We start from the raw sequence: 14,406 nt of genomic DNA on the forward strand, positions 1-14,406 counted from the left end.
TCCAGTGAGCGGTGCGGAGCATGGCGGCTAAGGTCACACCGGCGGTCAATGCGGCGAAGGCGGCGGGCGTCGGCTTCCGGCTGATGGAGTACGACTACGACCCGTCGGCCGACGCCATCGGCCTGCACGCCGCCGAATCGCTCGGGCTCGATCCCGCCATCGTCTACAAGACCCTGATCGTCCAGCTGGAGCCGAAGGCGCTGGCCTGCGCCGTCATTCCGGTCGCGGCGAAGTTGGATTTGAAGGCCATTGCAGCGGCGGCAAAGGCGAAGAAGGCCGATCTTGCCGACCCGGCGCTGGCGGAAAAGACCACAGGCTTCCTGGTCGGCGGCATCAGCCCGCTGGGCCAGAAGAAGGCCCTGCCGACCTTTATCGACGCGAGCGCCGAGGCGCTGCCGGAAATGGTGGTGAATGGCGGACGGCGCGGCCTTCAGATCGTGCTGGCTCCCGCCGATCTCGCCAAGGCGACGAATGCGGCGGTCTGCGCCATCGTGGCCCATTGATTGCCGCGCATCGGACGTTGCCCGCTGAACCCGGAACGCTGAACCCGAAAGGGCGGTGGTGACCCCGGCAGGACTCGAACCTGCTGCCTCAAGTTTAGGAAACTCGCGCTCTATCCTGATGAGCTACGGGGCCACTTGCGCCGCACCTTAACGGTTTCGCCGGGAAGGGGAAAGTGGCTTTTGGTGAGGGCAATCGCATTTGAAATCTAGAGTCCTATGAAGGGACTTCCGTCATCCCCGCCTTCGCGGGGATGACGGGTTTCCTTGGAAAGGAGCATGATCTTCATATGCGATTGCCCTGCTGTGAAATGCGCGCGGGGCATCCCGGCAGAAACGTCAGTTCGCTTCCCGCATGCGCGCCGCCGCCAGGGCAACCTGCTCCTCACGCTTGAGGCGACGCTTCTTCGTGTCGGCAAGCACGGCCTGCACGACAGGCTCCGGTGACGTATAGGGTGTGCCGCCCTTGAACGGGGGTTCCGGGTCGTATTCCATGGCGAGTTGGATTTTCATCGCCACCTCGTCGCCCGCAAGATCGCCGACGACCCGCAACGCCATGTCGATGCCGGAGGTCACGCCGCCCGCCGTATAGAGGTTGCCGTCCCTCGTCATGCGATCGTTCGAGACTGTGGCGCCGAATTGCGTCAGCAGGTCACGCGCCTGCCAATGTCCGCCGGCGCGGCGGCCTCGCAGCAGCCCCGCGGCACCGAGCAGCAGGGAACCGGTGCAGACACCAAACACATATTTGGCCGTCGCCGCCTGGTGCTGGACGAAAGCGATCCATGCCGGATCGAGCATCGCCGCATCGATACCGGTTCCTCCCGGCACGACGATGATGTCGCATGGCTTGGCGGTCTCGCGCGTGGCGCTGGGCAGCAGCCGCAGCCCGCGGTCCGTACGGACGGGATCCATGGTCGCCGCGACAAGATCGACCGTCCAGCCGGGCGTACGCGCCAACACTTCGAACGGACCGGTGATGTCGAGCTGCACCATGTCGGGCACGGTCACGATGTTGCAGTGCATCCCCTGCTTCGAGAGACTTGCCACTGCCCCATCATTTTCCGCGCCGCGCGCAAGACGACCGCCGCCGACGATCACGGAAACGGCTGCGGCAATGCCGAAAGTTTCCCGACGCGTGAAATCCATCGCAATCTCCTCTCATGTATTGACAGCGTCATTTCCTTTGGGAAATCTATGATTATGATTTGCAGACGATGGATATTCTGTCCATGCCAAACACAGACCAGAAAGTGCCAAGTCGACTGATCTTGATATTGGCATTTCCCGGCGTTCAGATCATCGACGTCGCCGGGCCGACCCAGGTGTTCACCACGGCGAACGAGGAAGGGGCGACACCGCCCTACGAGTTGCGGGTCGTCGCCTTCGCGGACGGGCCGGTCGAAACCGCGTCCGGGGTCGGGCTGGTCGCGACCGCGATCCCTGCCGTGGAGACGGTCGATACGGTCTTCGTGCCGGGCGGACCCGGCGTTCACGAGGTCCGTCGGGATCCCGGATTCATTGCCGCTCTCCAGGCCCTGCTTCGCCGCGCGGAGCGTATCTGCGCAGTGTGCACCGGGGCGTTCCTGCTGGCCGAAACCGGCGTTCTCGACAAGCGCAAGGCGGTCACGCATTGGCGCTCCTGCGAGCGCTTCGCTCGGGAATTCCCCTCGATCAGGGTCGACCCGGCCCCGTTGTTCATGAATGACGGGCCGATCTGGACGACGGCGGGCGTCACCGCCGGGATCGACCTGTCGCTGGAGCTGGTCCAGCGGGATCACGATCCTGCGCTCGCCGCGCGCATCGCGCGGCGGCTCGTCGTCTACATGAAGCGGCCGGGCGGACAAAAACAATACAGCGAACCGTTAGCACTGCAGATCGCCGACGCATCGCCTTACCGGGAGTTGACCCAGCGCATCGTCAGCAATCCCGTGGCGGACTGGACCGTGGAGAGGATGGCCGAAATCGCCGGTCAGTCATTGCGAACCTTCCATCGCCGCTTCCAGGCGGCGACGGGAGCAACTCCGGCCGAAGCCGTCGAAAAGGTCAGGTGCGAGCTGGCCCGGTCCCTCCTTCACACAACCGACCTCGGCTTCGGGCAAATCGCCGCACAGACCGGGTTCCATTCCGAGGTCGGCTTGCGGCGGGCGATGATCCGCCAATTCGGGATCGGACCGAACGAGATGCGCAAGCGCTTCGCCTGAAGCGGGAGAGTCGGTTCCGTCAGGTGTCACGCCAGGTCCGGGTTCACGGCCTGTTTCGGGCCGTCAGTCGGAATAGCGTTCCTCCAGCCACGGGTCGGCGTGATTGTTGTAGCCGCGGACCTCCCAATAGCCCTTGCGGTCGCCGGCCAGCAGCTCGATCCGCTTCACCCACTTGGCGCTCTTCCACAGATACAGCTTGGGCAGGATGATCCGCACCGGGCCGCCATGCTCGCGGCTGATCGGCTGGCCTTCCCAATTGGTGGCGAGCAGCACGCCGTCGTCGTCGAAGTCCGGCAGGGCGACGTTGGTGGTGTAGCCGTCGAAGGAATGGAAGACGACGAAGCGCGCCTCCGGCTTCGGCCGGGCCAGCTCCAGCAGGCGGCGGGCGCTGACGCCCTCCCACCGGTTGTCGTAGCGCGACCATGTGGTGACGCAGTGGATGTCGGAGACGAAGCTCTCCTGCGGCTGGGCCTGGAAATCCTGCCAGGTCCAGGACAGCGGGTTCTCCACCAGCCCGTCGACGCTCAGCGTCCAGTTGGCGGTCGTCACCTTCGGCGTGATGCCGAGGTCCAGCACCGGCCAGTCGGTCACCAGGCGCTGGCCGGGTGGCAGCCGGTCGCGCGCCGGATCGGCGGCATGGCCGGTCAGGGCGCGGCCGTCGCGCGCCCACCGCTCCTTGGTGGCGACCAGCTTGTCGCGGACGGCGCCCTCCTGCTCCACTTCCTGGCCGGGTTCCGGCCCGGTGATCCTGTCCGCGTCCTTGTCCGGTATGGCGGGTGTATCGCTCATGGCTCGTCCTCTTCTGCGTTTCCGGGGCGTCCGGCAGGGGTCCCGCTTAAAAAAGGAACAGACGGTCGGGTTGGCAAGCGGAAGCTGGAGACCTAACTTCCCGAAACCCGGCATATTGGAGCCACAGTTCCAGGCCAGGGTTCCGGCCGGCTGCTTTCCGCCGGCTCCGTTTTCCGCCGCCATTTCCGAGACCACCCGAGTGAATTGCCGATGATCCGGTCCGCAACGCCCGCCGCACCCTCCCCTGCACATGTCTGGGCACGCGCTTGGCGTTTGTTCCTGTCCGGCGGCCTTGCCGTCCTGCTGCTCGCGGCCCTGCTCGCCGGGGCTGGTCCGGCCGCTCTGGCCGCATCGCCTGCGCCTGCCGCCGCTCCGGCACCCGCCGGCGGCGCCGCTCCCGCGGCCCCGGTGGTGGTGGACGAGGCCACCGTGCAGCAGCTGGAGGCGCTGGTCGGCACGCTGGAGAACCAGGATGCCCGGTCGCAGCTGGTCACGCAGCTGCGCAACCTGATCACCGCCCAGCGCGGGCTGGCCCAGGCCAAGGAGGCGGAAGGCGAATCGGCGCTGCCGCAGACCATCGGCGCCCGGGCGCTGGCCTTCCTGGCGGCCCGCATGGACGTGGTCAGCCGCCAGCTGGTGCAGGTGGCCAACGTCTTCGCCGATCTGCCGGGGGCCCTGTCCTGGGTGCAGCGGCAGGTGCAGGACGACATGGCGCGCGAGCGCTGGGTGCAGATCGCCGTCCAGCTGGCGATGATCCTCGGCATCGGCGTCGTGGCCGCCCGCGGCATCGCCTGGCTGCTCGCCCGGCCGCGCCAGGCGCTGGCCGCCCGCCATGTCGGCTCCACCCTGCTGCGCATTCCGATGCTGCTCGGCCGCGCGGTGCTGGAGTTGGCGCCGATCGTCGGCTTCATCGTCGTTGCCTACACCATCCTGTCGGTGACCGAACCGGCGCCGCGCGTGCGGCTGGTGGCGCTGGCGGTGGTGAACGCCACGGTCATCACCCAGGCGCTGCTGATCCTGGTGCGGATGACCTTCGCTCCCGATGCCCCCAACCTGCGGATCGTTCAGACCAGCGACGTCGGGGCACGCCGCTGTTACGTCTGGTCCCGCCGTCTGGTCGCGGTCGCGGTCTACGGCTATTTCCTGGCGGAGGGCGCCTATGTGCTGGGCCTGCCGCTGGGCGCCTACGGCGCGCTGCTGAAGCTGCTGGGCGTGGTTCTCGCCGTCATGACCACCCTGCTGATCCTGCAGAACCGCGTCGCCGTGGCCGACTGGATGCGCGGCAACCCGCTGTCGGGCGACGGCGACCCGCTGGCCACCGCCCGGCGCGAGGCGGAAGGGCAGGGGGCGGTCCTGCGCACCGCACGCCGCCGCTTCGCCGAGATCTGGCATGTCCTCGCCATCCTCTATGTCGTGGTGACGCTGGGCGTCTGGGTGCTGAACGTCTATGGCGGCTTCGAGTATCTGGCCCGCGGCACCGCGGTGACGGTGGTGGCGGTGGTGGTGGCCCGGCTGCTGGTGGGCGGGCTGAACCGGGCGCTGCGCCGCGGCCTGACCATGAACCGCGATCTGGCCGGCAACCTGCCGCAGCTGCACCTGCGCGCCTTCCATTACCTTCCCATCGTCCAGCGCATCGGCAAGATCGTCATCTGGCTGGTCGCGCTGGGCGTCGCACTGAACGGCTGGGGCATCGACACGCTGGGGATGGTCGAGACGGCCGCCGGCCGCCGCATCGTCGGCAGCGTCATCTCCATCGGCCTGCTGCTTGCCGGCGCCATCGTCGCCTGGGAGGTGGTGAGCGCGCTGATCGAGCATCTGTTGCGTGCCACCGACAAGAACGGCACCCGCATCGAGCGCAGCGCCCGCATGCGCACCCTGCTGCCGCTGCTGCGCAACGCCTTCCTGATCCTGCTGGTGACGATGGTGTCGCTGATCACCCTGTCGGAGCTGGGCGTCAACATCGCGCCGCTGCTGGCCGGTGCCGGTGTGGTCGGTCTGGCCATCGGTTTCGGATCGCAGACCCTGGTCAAGGACATCATCACCGGCCTGTTCATCCTGTTCGAGGACACGGTGTCGGTCGGCGACGTGGTGGACGTCGGCGGCGGCCATTCCGGCACGGTGGAGGCGATCTCGATCCGCTCCATCCGGCTGCGCGACGGGGCGGGCGCGGTCCATTCGGTGCCGTTCAGCGCCGTCACCACCGTGAAGAACATGAGCAAGGACTTCTCGGTCACGCTGTTCACCGTCACGGTGTCCAACCGCGAGGATCCCGACCGCGTCATCACCGTGCTGAAGGAGACGGGTGCCGAGGTGCAGGCCCAGCCGCAATTCGCCGCCGACATCCTGACTCCGCTGGAGGTGCTGGGCGTCGACAAGCTGTCCGACACCGGCATCAACATCCTGGCCCAGTTCAAGACCCGTCCGACCCGCCAGTGGGGCGTGAGCCGCGAGTTCAACCGCCTGCTGAAGAAGAAGTTCGACGAGCTGGGCATAGCCATGCCGACCCAGTCCATGCAGCTGGTCGTCGGCCAGAACCCGCAAGACCGTGCATTGGCGGACGCGCTCAGTCAGGGGTCGTGACGCAGGCGCAGACTCCGGTCTCGGTGGCTTGGGCCTCAGCGACAGGGAAACGCCCGGCATTGCCGGGCGTTTCCCTTGGTGCCTCCTCCTTGCCGCCGTCGCTCCGCCGTCATCCTTACCCGGCCGGTGCCGGCGGGCAGGGCGGGCGGCGCCAGCGATGCAGCGCGTCGTCCAGCGCGCGGGCGAAGCTGGAGCGCTCGTCCGGTGTCAGGAAGCTGCCGACACCGACCGACTGGCCGTGCGAGGTCAGCGTGACCTGACCGGCCGGACCGCTGCGGTCGTGGTCGGCGCGCTCGGTGTGGGTGATCCGCAGCCAGTGGGGATGGAAGGACCAGTGACGCTCCGGCGCCTTCCAATGGACCCGCTGCACCGTCAGGGAGGTTTCGGTCAGCCGCACCCGCTCATACTGGCGGGCGGACCGGTAGCTGACGCGGAAGGCCAGCCACAGCGCCAGCACGTCCAGCCCGCAGAAGGGCACCACCGGCCAGGCGCCATTGGCGACGAAGATGCCGGCGACGACCAGATTCAGCAGGATCACCACCGCCATCAGCGTCCGGTAGCCATTGCGGCCCAGGCTGCGGTGAGGGTGGAGGATGGCATCGAAGAACACGCGCACGGAACCGCTGCCGGCGTGACCCTTCCGGAGTGCGTCGCCGGCCTGCTCGTCCGGCCGGCCATCGGGCTGGTCGCCGGGCCGGGAGTCGGAGATGTCGATGGGCATGGCATCGATACTAGACGACCCATGCGCTATTGAAAACCGCCAGCGTGAGGGCGACCCGCCGAACAACTGTCGGACCGGCGGATTATGCCGCTTTCGACACCATAGGCACCACACCGCCGTGGAGCACCCAGGCCATGGCGCTGTCCATCCTGGCGAAATCGTCCGTTGGCAACCCGCCGGCCGGATCCTCCTCCGGCGCATCTGCTGTATCGCCTGCCGCCTGAACGAAGATCCGCGCCTGGTCGTTAATGCCGGCGGCGATCATCGCATCGGCCATGACAGAGGCCCAATGCCAGTCGGTCATCACCACCGCGCAGCGCAACTGGCCGCAGCGCCGCGCCAGCTTCATCAGGGCAACGACGATCTCAGGCCGGAAGTCGTCGATCTCGAAGCGGTCGAACTCGATCAGACAGCTCCATGGCGTGCCGCGGCTGCCCAGATTGGCGCACTGCACCTCCACCCGCCGGGCAATGTCATTGCGTTGGTCGATCGACAGCGAGCCCTGCAACCGGACGTGCAGTCCCCAATCCTTGACTTCCACGAGGTAAGACGCGGTCATATCAATACACCCTCATCCGGACCGAGCGACACAATCAAAAAGACAAGTGGTTCAAGCATGGGCGTTCGGCCGGTGTCTTGCCGACCAGCAAATCATATGCCAGTGCTGCATCCGGGGAGAAGCGGCAATCATGCGACGAATTCTGTTGGAATGGTGTGATTTCGCTCTATTTCTGTCGCAATCTGCGATGCGGTGCTGCAGTTTGGCGCGCTCTCCGTCGGCGGCTCTCCGGCGCTGGCGCAACCCCGGCCGTTGCGGCTATGGTGGCGGCCATGAAGCCCGCTGCCGTCCAGGAATTCTTCCGCCGCCTGTCCGCCGCCAACCCGGAACCCCGGAGCGAGCTGGAATACGTCAATCCTTACACGCTGCTGGTTGCCGTTGTGCTGTCGGCCCAGGCGACCGATGTCGGCGTGAACAAGGCCACCGGCCCGCTGTTCAAGGTCGTCGCCACGCCCGAACAGATGGTGGCGCTGGGCGAGGAAGGGTTGCGGCAGTACATCAAGACGATCGGCCTGTTCAACACCAAGGCCAAGAACGTCATCCGCCTGTCGGAACTGCTGATCGAACGCCATGGCGGCGAGGTGCCGCGCGACCGCGAGGCGCTGGAACAGCTTCCCGGCGTCGGCCGCAAGACCGCCAACGTCGTCCTGAACGTCGCCTTCGGGGAGGAGACCATCGCGGTCGACACCCACATCTTCCGCGTCGGCAACCGCACCGGGCTCGCTCCCGGCAAGACGCCGGACGCGGTGGAGGCCAAGCTGCTGAAGGCGGTGCCGAAGCTCTACCGCCGCCATGCCCACCATTGGCTGATCCTGCACGGCCGCTATGTCTGCAAGGCCCGCAAGCCCGACTGCCCGATCTGCCCGGTGGCCGACCTCTGCGCCTTCAAGGACAAGGTCATCGCCTGAAGGCTGTCCCACGGGATGGGTCAGGACACGAAAAAGCCCGGCGTGGCGGAAGCCAGCCGGGCTTTTTTGCGTCTGGTGCGGCTCAGACCACTTCGGCCGCCGGAGCCTGCTCGACCTGCGCCGGGGCCGGGGCCGTGACCGGCGCGGCGGCCGGCTTGGCGCCCGTGCTGTAGAGCTGGAGATCGCCGATCAGCTGGCCGCCGGCATCGACCGCCAGCTCGCCGAAGCGGATCGACCCGGTGATCCTGCCGGTGGAGCGCACGGTCAGACGGCCGCGGACGGCGATGTCGCCCTCGAACCGGCCGGCGATGTCAGCCTCCTCGATATCGACCGAGCCCTTGAACAGGCCGCTCTCCGCGATCTCGACCAGACGGCCCTCGCGCAGCTTTGCCTCCACCGTGCCCTCGACCACCAGAACGTCGCAGGACCCGATCTCGCCGGTCAGGGAAATGTCGCGGCCGACGGTCAGGCGGCGCTGTTCCGGCATGGCCGGGGCGGGCGCAACCGGAGCGGCGGCGACCGGGGCCGCCGGGGTGGCGACGGGGATCGACGGCTGGCGCGGGGCCGCGCCCGGCATGTCGACGACGCGGCGCGGCACATCGGTCTTGAAGCCGGCGCCGGGCACGGACGGCGCGGTCGGGGGCTTGGGAATGTTGTTCATGTCGGGTCCCTTCGAAGCGGAAGGCATATCGGGATGAGCCGGCGCGGCGTGCTGCGCGTCGGTCAGGGCATGGGCCATGCTGGGCGCGGCGGCTCCGGCCGCGACGGCGGACGTCGGGTTGCCGCCCTGCATTTGTCCGGGCATCTGGCCCGGAATCTGGCCGGGAACCGGGTTGTTCAGCGAGGCGAGCGGCGACGAGACGGCGCCGGCCTCGCCCGGTGCGTAGGGACGGGCACCCGGCTGCGGTGGGGCGGGGCTGTCGGCCTTGGGAGCGGCGGGCGGAGACTTTCGTCCGAACAGCATGAGCGGTTCCCCCAATCTGGACATACGGGTGGCGGGATGGGCCGGAGGGCTGGAGGCCCGGTGCCGGAAGGGCGCCGCCGGGCAGGCGACGGTGTTCGACCGTGCAGCCTAGCGGCGTATCACGGTCGTCCGGCCCGCCGCAAGGGGAGCCGACATGGACTGTAGGACATGAACCATGAAGGCGCTGGCGACGACCGGGACCAGCAAATTGACGAAGGGGATTGTCGAAAGAAAGGCGATGGCGACCCCGGCCAAAAAAGGTTTCAGCGGCCGGGCCCGCCGCAGCATCCGTGCCGACGTCCGGTCCAGCCGCCGGTGGGCGACCATCTCGAAATACTCCCGCCCCAGCAGATAGCCGTTGACGGTGTAGAAGACGATCAGGTTCAGGCCAGGCGCGAAGATGTAGACCGGCAGCGCCACCAGGTTGATCGCCAGGACGAGGATCAGGAAACGCAGCGCGGTCGCCAACTCCTCCATCAGGCCGGCCTGGCGCGGGGCGGGCAGGGCGGGATAATGCCGCGCCTCCACCCGTTCCACCACCTCGTCCAGGAAGAAGCTCGACACCATGCCGACGGTGGCAGGGAACAGCAGCCACGCCACCACCAGAACCCCCAGCCCGCCCAGCAGGTCGATGATGGTGTCGAGCCAGACATAGCCGCTGAGCGGCGTCACCGACAGCGCCCACCACGCTCCGCCGGCCAGCAGCGCATAGGCAAGCGCCGAGACGAACACGCCGGTCCACACCACCCGGCGCACACGGGGATCGGACAGCTGGGAGAAGGCAAGCAGAAGGGCGCGGATCATCGACGGTCCCTGACACTGTGTGGGAAAGAGCGGTTGGCAGCCGCCCGCATATCTACGGTGGCCGCGGCCCCGCTTCCAGATCCGGGCGCGGTAATTCGCCTCCCCGGCTGCCCCATGCCGGGCTGCGCTTGTGATGCGGACGGCGGCGGCTATACTCGCGCCGCAACATCGCCTTCACCGCCAGACCTTTCAGGAGAGCCCATGGCCACGTCTGCCTACGACGTCACCGGCATCGGCAACGCCATCGTGGACGTGATCGCCCACGCCGACGACGCCTTTCTCGCCGCCAACACCATCGAGAAAGGGGCGATGACGCTGATCGACGCCGCCCGTGCGGAGGAGCTGTACGGCCGCATGGGTCCGGGCATCGAGGTCTCCGGCGGCTCGGCGGGCAACACCATGGCCGGCATCGCCATGCTGGGCGGACGCGGCGCCTATATCGGCAAGGTCGCCAAGGACCAGCTGGGCGACGTGTTCCGCCACGACATCCGTGCCTCCGGCGTCGCCTTCGACAGCGCGCCCCTGGTTGCCGGGGCGCCGACCGCGCGCTGCCTGATCCTGGTGACGCCGGACGCCCAGCGCTCGATGAACACCTATCTCGGCGCCTGCGTGGAGCTGGGGCCGGAGGACATCGACGAGGCGCTGATCGCCGGCTCGCAGGTGACCTATCTGGAAGGCTATCTGTGGGATCCGCCCCGCGCCAAGGAGGCCTTCCGCAAGGCGGCGGAGATCGCCCATGCCGCCGGCCGCAAGGTGTCGCTGTCGCTGTCCGACAGCTTCTGCGTCCACCGCCACCATGCCGAGTTCGTCGATCTGGTCGAGCGCCATGTCGACATCCTGTTCGCCAACGAGCATGAGATCGGCGCCCTCTATGGCACCGACCGCTTCGAGGATGCGCTGGCCGCGGTGAAACGGCTGGGCAAGACCGCGGCGCTGACCCGCAGCGAGAAGGGCGCCGTCATCGTCTCCGGCGGCGAGGTGGTCGAAGTTGCGGCGGAGCCGGTCGAGCGCGTGGTCGACACCACAGGCGCCGGCGACCTCTATGCCTCCGGCTTCCTGTTCGGCTACACCCGCGGCCTGTCGCCTGCGGTCTGCGGCCGTCTGGGCGCCATCGCCGCGGCGGAGATCATCGGCCATGTCGGCGCCCGGCCGGAGGTGAGCCTGCGCGATCTCGTCGCGTCGAAGGGCGTCCTGTAAGCGCGAATTGCGCGTCATTTCGCGACGACGTTGCCGGCCGCGTTGCATTCTGCAACTGCGGCCGGTTTCATGTGTGTCAGTTGAGCTGGTCGTCCACCACCGGCCGTTCCGGTACGGTGATCCTGGCGCACAGCAGCGCCATCGCCGTCCCGCTGTCGGGGGCGGCAACCGCCCAGCGTTCCGGGCGGTCCGGCCGCGGAACCGTGAGCAGCCACAGCCGGTCCTTGTCGCCGAACCGCTCGTTCAGCAACGTGTATTCCCTGGGGCCGTGGCGACGGAGGTCGTTCAACCGGCTCTGCAGTTCAGCCGTCTGTGCGGTGCGCACGGCGATGGCGTCTTCCGTCTGGCGCAGTTCGGCCTCGTGGCGGCGCATGTCGCGGCGCAGCGCCTCGGTGGTCTGGATCAGTTCCGTCCGTCCCTGGCGCAGCTGCGACTTGCGGCGCTGGACCATAGCGATCCGATTGCCGATGCGGATGATCGACACGGTGATCCAGCATAGGCAGGCCATCAGGATCACCATCTCCAGGACAAGCAGGAGCGGCGCGTCCGACGTCATTCCCGCATCTCCCGTTCGCTGCCACCCGCACGCAACTTGTCGTCCATCCGTCCCTCCGGCACGCTCCTTGCTGCGTGCAAGCCCATCGGCGGTTCAGCAACGGACGTGCCAAGGACAGGAATGCAAGGCACAGGGATGGTGCGGTGATGGAGGCGGTGCGGACGATCCTCGACTCGGTGGTCCCGCTGGTGGCGGCGCTGGCGGTGCTGTGCCACCTGAGCTGGGTCGGGTTCCGCCGCGGCTGGGAGCGGGCGGCCGGGCTGGAGCGGATGCGGCGCTCCGTTCAGCCGTTGAAGGAACGCCAGCGCGCGGAGGCGGAGGCGCTGGCCGACCTGACCTGCCGGCTGGATGAGGCCAAGGCCCGTCTGTCCGCCGCCGAACAGCGGGCCAACCATCTCCAGCGCCAGATCGACGCGCTGGACAAGGAACCGCCGGTCTTCCTGCATATCCTCGGTACTCCCAGCTCCAACCGGCGGGTCTTCCGGGCGGAGGTTCAGTACGACACGAATGCCGCGACGGCCGCCCGCGCCGCCGGGAAGCCGGTGAACCCGGCCTGGCGCTATGGCAACCGGATCGTGGTGCATGCGCTGGACATGTCCTCCGCCCGGCGCGAGGCGGAGCATGTCTTCCCGCACAAGGCGGGCTATCAGGTCTTCTTCCACGCAGCGGTGTCCTGACGCCTAAGCAGGTTTCTCCGGATCGGGCCACAGGCCCGGCCTGGAGAAACCTGCGGACTCTATGGTTTTGCAGGTTTTCCGAGTCTGCCCATCTGTGGGCGGAGTACGGAAAACCTGCCTAGCCCCAAAGGCCGGCGCTGCGGTCTTCCGCCACCGCGCCGGCTCGGGTAAGCTGCCGCTCCCGCCGCCCGTCCCGAACATCTCCGACAGACACGTCCATTCATGCAAGTCTACCTGCCGATTGCCGAGATGTCGGTCAACGCGCTGCTGGTGCTCGGCATGGGCTGGCTCGTGGGCTTCCTGTCGGGAATGTTCGGGGTGGGCGGCGGATTTCTGATGACGCCGCTGCTGATCTTCATCGGCGTCCCACCCGCCATCGCCGTCGGCACCCAGGCCAACCAGCTGGTGGCCGCCAGCGTGTCGGGCGTGCTCGCCCACTGGCGGCGCGGCAACGTCGACGTCAAGCTGGGCGTCGTCATGCTGGGCGGCGGCGTGGTCGGCACTGCGGTGGGGGTTTGGATCTTCGGCATCCTGCAGCGGCTGGGCCAGATCGACATCGCCATCACCCTGTCCTACGTCTTCTTCCTGGGCACCATCGGCGGCATGATGCTGGTGGAAAGCAGCCGCGCCATCCTGCGCCGCCGCGCCCCCACGGCCAGACGCGGCAAGCTGCACCGCCACATCTGGCTGCACGGCCTGCCCTTCAAGATGCGCTTCCAGCGCTCCAAGCTCTACATCTCCGCCCTGCTGCCGGCGGGGATCGGGGCGGTCGGCGGCATGCTGGTGGCGATCATGGGCATCGGCGGCGGCTTTCTGCTGGTGCCGGCGATGATCTATCTGCTGAACATGCCCGCCGGTCTGGTCGCCGGCACCTCGCTGTTCCAGATCATCTTCACCACCGCGGCGGCGACCCTGCTGCAGGCCGCCACCAACCAGACGGTGGACGCCATGCTGGCGCTTCTTCTGCTGATCGGCGGCGTCGTGGGCGCGCAGTTCGGCACCAAGGCCGGCAGCCGGCTGCGTGGAGAGAATGCAAGGCTGGCGCTGGCGACGATCGTGGTGGCGGTGGCGCTGAAGCTGGCCTGGGACCTGTTCTCGCGTCCCGACGACCTGTTCACCCTGACCATGGGGGTGCGGTGATGGGGCTCCTTGCCAAACTCCGTCCAACTATACCTCGGCTGGCCAAACGTCGGCTGGTGCAGGGGGGAGCGGCGTTGGCCGGGCTGCTGCTGGGCGGCACGGTGGCGGCGACGGTGTGGGCGCAGCAGCTGGTCGCCGACCTGTCCAGCCACCTGATCGCCATCACCACCGGCTTCACCGGCACGGAGGTCGTGCTGTTCGGCACCACCGACGGGGCGGGCGACGTCGCCATCGTCGTCACCGGTCCGCGGGCGCCCGCCACCGTCCGCCGGAAGGAGCGGGTGGCCGGCATGTGGATGAACACCGACAGTCTGCGCTTCGACCAGGTGCCCAGCTTCTATACGGTGGCGGTCAGCCGCCCGCTCGACCAGCTGGTCGGCCGCCCGGTGCTGGAGCGCCACCAGCTCGGCCTGCCGCAGCTGCAGCTGCCGGCCGACGCCACCCTGCCGCCGGACGAGCTTGCCGCCTACCGCCGCGCGCTGATCCGCAACAAGCAGCGCCAGGGGCTGTACGCCATCTCCATGGGGCAGGTCGCCTTCCTGGGCGAACGGCTGTTCCGCACCAACATCTATTTCCCGGCCAATGTCCCGACCGGGCTGTACAATGTCGAAGCCTTGCTGATCCGTGACGGCGACGTGGTCAGCGCCCAGACCACGCCGCTGGTGGTGTCCAAGATCGGGTTCAGCGCCGAAGTTTCTGACTTCGCCCGCAACCGCCCGGTCACCTACGGGGTGGCCGCTGTCATCGGCGCCATCGCGGCCGGCTGGGCGGCCGGCGCCGCATTCCGCCGGGTCTAAGCCGAGAGGGGTA

Annotated in this window: 15 protein-coding genes and 1 tRNA gene; 8 read left to right on the forward strand and 8 right to left on the reverse strand. The window is 68.0% G+C overall.

The window, feature by feature from the left end:
• Positions 1-20: 20 nt before the first annotated feature.
• A complete protein-coding gene (gene ybaK / locus A6A40_RS12495) occupies positions 21-503 on the forward strand; it encodes a Cys-tRNA(Pro) deacylase (RefSeq protein WP_063635679.1) in 483 nt (160 codons plus the stop codon).
• Between the two features lie 56 nt (positions 504-559).
• On the opposite strand, the gene A6A40_RS12500 is transcribed toward ybaK, so the two are convergent.
• Together A6A40_RS12500 and A6A40_RS12505 are read right to left on the reverse strand one after the other, a co-directional pair.
• A tRNA-Arg gene (locus A6A40_RS12500) sits at positions 560-636 on the reverse strand.
• A 203-nt stretch (positions 637-839) separates the two neighbouring features.
• Positions 840-1,646 (reverse strand): DJ-1/PfpI family protein, encoded by an 807-nt coding sequence (locus A6A40_RS12505; protein WP_199275875.1) that lies wholly within the window; start codon positions 1,644-1,646, stop codon positions 840-842.
• Between the two features lie 68 nt (positions 1,647-1,714).
• On the opposite strand from A6A40_RS12505, the gene A6A40_RS12510 reads away from it, so the two are divergent.
• A complete protein-coding gene (locus A6A40_RS12510; RefSeq protein ID WP_146191560.1) occupies positions 1,715-2,701 on the forward strand; it encodes a GlxA family transcriptional regulator in 987 nt (328 codons plus the stop codon).
• Between the two features lie 63 nt (positions 2,702-2,764).
• Here A6A40_RS12510 and A6A40_RS12515 read toward each other — a convergent pair whose 3' ends face one another.
• Complete coding sequence (locus A6A40_RS12515; protein WP_236783658.1) at positions 2,765-3,490, reverse strand: sulfite oxidase-like oxidoreductase; 726 nt, start codon at positions 3,488-3,490, stop codon at positions 2,765-2,767.
• A 210-nt stretch (positions 3,491-3,700) separates the two neighbouring features.
• Between A6A40_RS12515 and A6A40_RS12520 the strand changes: the two genes are divergently transcribed.
• On the forward strand, positions 3,701-6,070 hold the full coding sequence (locus A6A40_RS12520; RefSeq protein ID WP_236783659.1) for a mechanosensitive ion channel domain-containing protein: 2,370 nt from the start codon (positions 3,701-3,703) through the stop codon (positions 6,068-6,070).
• A 115-nt stretch (positions 6,071-6,185) separates the two neighbouring features.
• Here the strand turns inward: A6A40_RS12520 and A6A40_RS12525 are convergent, their stop codons facing one another.
• Positions 6,186-6,791: a DUF2244 domain-containing protein gene (locus A6A40_RS12525; RefSeq protein WP_082860808.1), complete on the reverse strand. Its 606-nt coding sequence runs from the start codon at positions 6,789-6,791 to the stop codon at positions 6,186-6,188.
• An 82-nt stretch (positions 6,792-6,873) separates the two neighbouring features.
• A complete protein-coding gene (locus tag A6A40_RS12530) occupies positions 6,874-7,350 on the reverse strand; it encodes a hypothetical protein (protein ID WP_063635682.1) in 477 nt (158 codons plus the stop codon).
• A 272-nt stretch (positions 7,351-7,622) separates the two neighbouring features.
• On the opposite strand from A6A40_RS12530, the gene nth reads away from it, so the two are divergent.
• Complete coding sequence (gene nth, locus A6A40_RS12535; RefSeq protein WP_063636272.1) at positions 7,623-8,258, forward strand: endonuclease III; 636 nt, start codon at positions 7,623-7,625, stop codon at positions 8,256-8,258.
• A gap of 82 nt (positions 8,259-8,340) precedes the next feature.
• Here nth and A6A40_RS12540 read toward each other — a convergent pair whose 3' ends face one another.
• Together A6A40_RS12540 and A6A40_RS12545 are read right to left on the reverse strand one after the other, a co-directional pair.
• Complete coding sequence (locus A6A40_RS12540) at positions 8,341-9,222, reverse strand: polymer-forming cytoskeletal protein (RefSeq protein ID WP_063635683.1); 882 nt, start codon at positions 9,220-9,222, stop codon at positions 8,341-8,343.
• Positions 9,223-9,330: 108 nt separating this feature from the next.
• Positions 9,331-10,026 carry an EI24 domain-containing protein gene (locus A6A40_RS12545; protein ID WP_063635684.1) on the reverse strand — a complete coding sequence of 232 codons (696 nt, stop codon included), beginning with the start codon at positions 10,024-10,026 and terminating at the stop codon, positions 9,331-9,333.
• Positions 10,027-10,227: 201 nt separating this feature from the next.
• Between A6A40_RS12545 and A6A40_RS12550 the strand changes: the two genes are divergently transcribed.
• Positions 10,228-11,223, forward strand: a complete 996-nt coding sequence (locus A6A40_RS12550) for an adenosine kinase (RefSeq protein WP_063635685.1) — start codon at positions 10,228-10,230, stop codon at positions 11,221-11,223.
• A gap of 76 nt (positions 11,224-11,299) precedes the next feature.
• Here A6A40_RS12550 and A6A40_RS12555 read toward each other — a convergent pair whose 3' ends face one another.
• Entirely contained in the window at positions 11,300-11,779 is a 480-nt protein-coding gene (locus A6A40_RS12555; protein WP_063635686.1) for a hypothetical protein, read from the reverse strand.
• Between the two features lie 146 nt (positions 11,780-11,925).
• Between A6A40_RS12555 and A6A40_RS12560 the strand changes: the two genes are divergently transcribed.
• From A6A40_RS12560 to A6A40_RS12570, 3 genes are all read left to right on the forward strand, one after another.
• Positions 11,926-12,456: a hypothetical protein gene (locus A6A40_RS12560; protein WP_063635687.1), complete on the forward strand. Its 531-nt coding sequence runs from the start codon at positions 11,926-11,928 to the stop codon at positions 12,454-12,456.
• Positions 12,457-12,678: 222 nt separating this feature from the next.
• Positions 12,679-13,596, forward strand: a complete 918-nt coding sequence (locus A6A40_RS12565; RefSeq protein ID WP_063635688.1) for a sulfite exporter TauE/SafE family protein — start codon at positions 12,679-12,681, stop codon at positions 13,594-13,596.
• On the forward strand, positions 13,596-14,393 hold the full coding sequence (locus A6A40_RS12570; protein WP_063635689.1) for a TIGR02186 family protein: 798 nt from the start codon (positions 13,596-13,598) through the stop codon (positions 14,391-14,393). Before A6A40_RS12565 ends, A6A40_RS12570 begins: the two co-directional genes overlap by 1 nt.
• Positions 14,394-14,406 lie beyond the last annotated feature (13 nt).

The organism is Azospirillum humicireducens (assembly GCF_001639105.2).
Lineage (GTDB): Bacteria > Pseudomonadota > Alphaproteobacteria > Azospirillales > Azospirillaceae > Azospirillum > Azospirillum humicireducens.

Coding starts and splice junctions, on each gene's coding strand:
- ybaK (WP_063635679.1), top strand. CDS start 21: ATGGCGGCTAAGGTCACACCGGCGGTCAATGCGGCGAAGGCGGCGGGC.
- A6A40_RS12505 (WP_199275875.1), bottom strand. CDS start 1,646: ATGGATTTCACGCGTCGGGAAACTTTCGGCATTGCCGCAGCCGTTTCC.
- A6A40_RS12510 (WP_146191560.1), top strand. CDS start 1,715: ATGGATATTCTGTCCATGCCAAACACAGACCAGAAAGTGCCAAGTCGA.
- A6A40_RS12515 (WP_236783658.1), bottom strand. CDS start 3,490: ATGAGCGATACACCCGCCATACCGGACAAGGACGCGGACAGGATCACC.
- A6A40_RS12520 (WP_236783659.1), top strand. CDS start 3,701: ATGATCCGGTCCGCAACGCCCGCCGCACCCTCCCCTGCACATGTCTGG.
- A6A40_RS12525 (WP_082860808.1), bottom strand. CDS start 6,791: ATGCCCATCGACATCTCCGACTCCCGGCCCGGCGACCAGCCCGATGGC.
- A6A40_RS12530 (WP_063635682.1), bottom strand. CDS start 7,350: ATGACCGCGTCTTACCTCGTGGAAGTCAAGGATTGGGGACTGCACGTC.
- nth (WP_063636272.1), top strand. CDS start 7,623: ATGAAGCCCGCTGCCGTCCAGGAATTCTTCCGCCGCCTGTCCGCCGCC.
- A6A40_RS12540 (WP_063635683.1), bottom strand. CDS start 9,222: ATGCTGTTCGGACGAAAGTCTCCGCCCGCCGCTCCCAAGGCCGACAGC.
- A6A40_RS12545 (WP_063635684.1), bottom strand. CDS start 10,026: ATGATCCGCGCCCTTCTGCTTGCCTTCTCCCAGCTGTCCGATCCCCGT.
- A6A40_RS12550 (WP_063635685.1), top strand. CDS start 10,228: ATGGCCACGTCTGCCTACGACGTCACCGGCATCGGCAACGCCATCGTG.
- A6A40_RS12555 (WP_063635686.1), bottom strand. CDS start 11,779: ATGACGTCGGACGCGCCGCTCCTGCTTGTCCTGGAGATGGTGATCCTG.
- A6A40_RS12560 (WP_063635687.1), top strand. CDS start 11,926: ATGGAGGCGGTGCGGACGATCCTCGACTCGGTGGTCCCGCTGGTGGCG.
- A6A40_RS12565 (WP_063635688.1), top strand. CDS start 12,679: ATGCAAGTCTACCTGCCGATTGCCGAGATGTCGGTCAACGCGCTGCTG.
- A6A40_RS12570 (WP_063635689.1), top strand. CDS start 13,596: ATGGGGCTCCTTGCCAAACTCCGTCCAACTATACCTCGGCTGGCCAAA.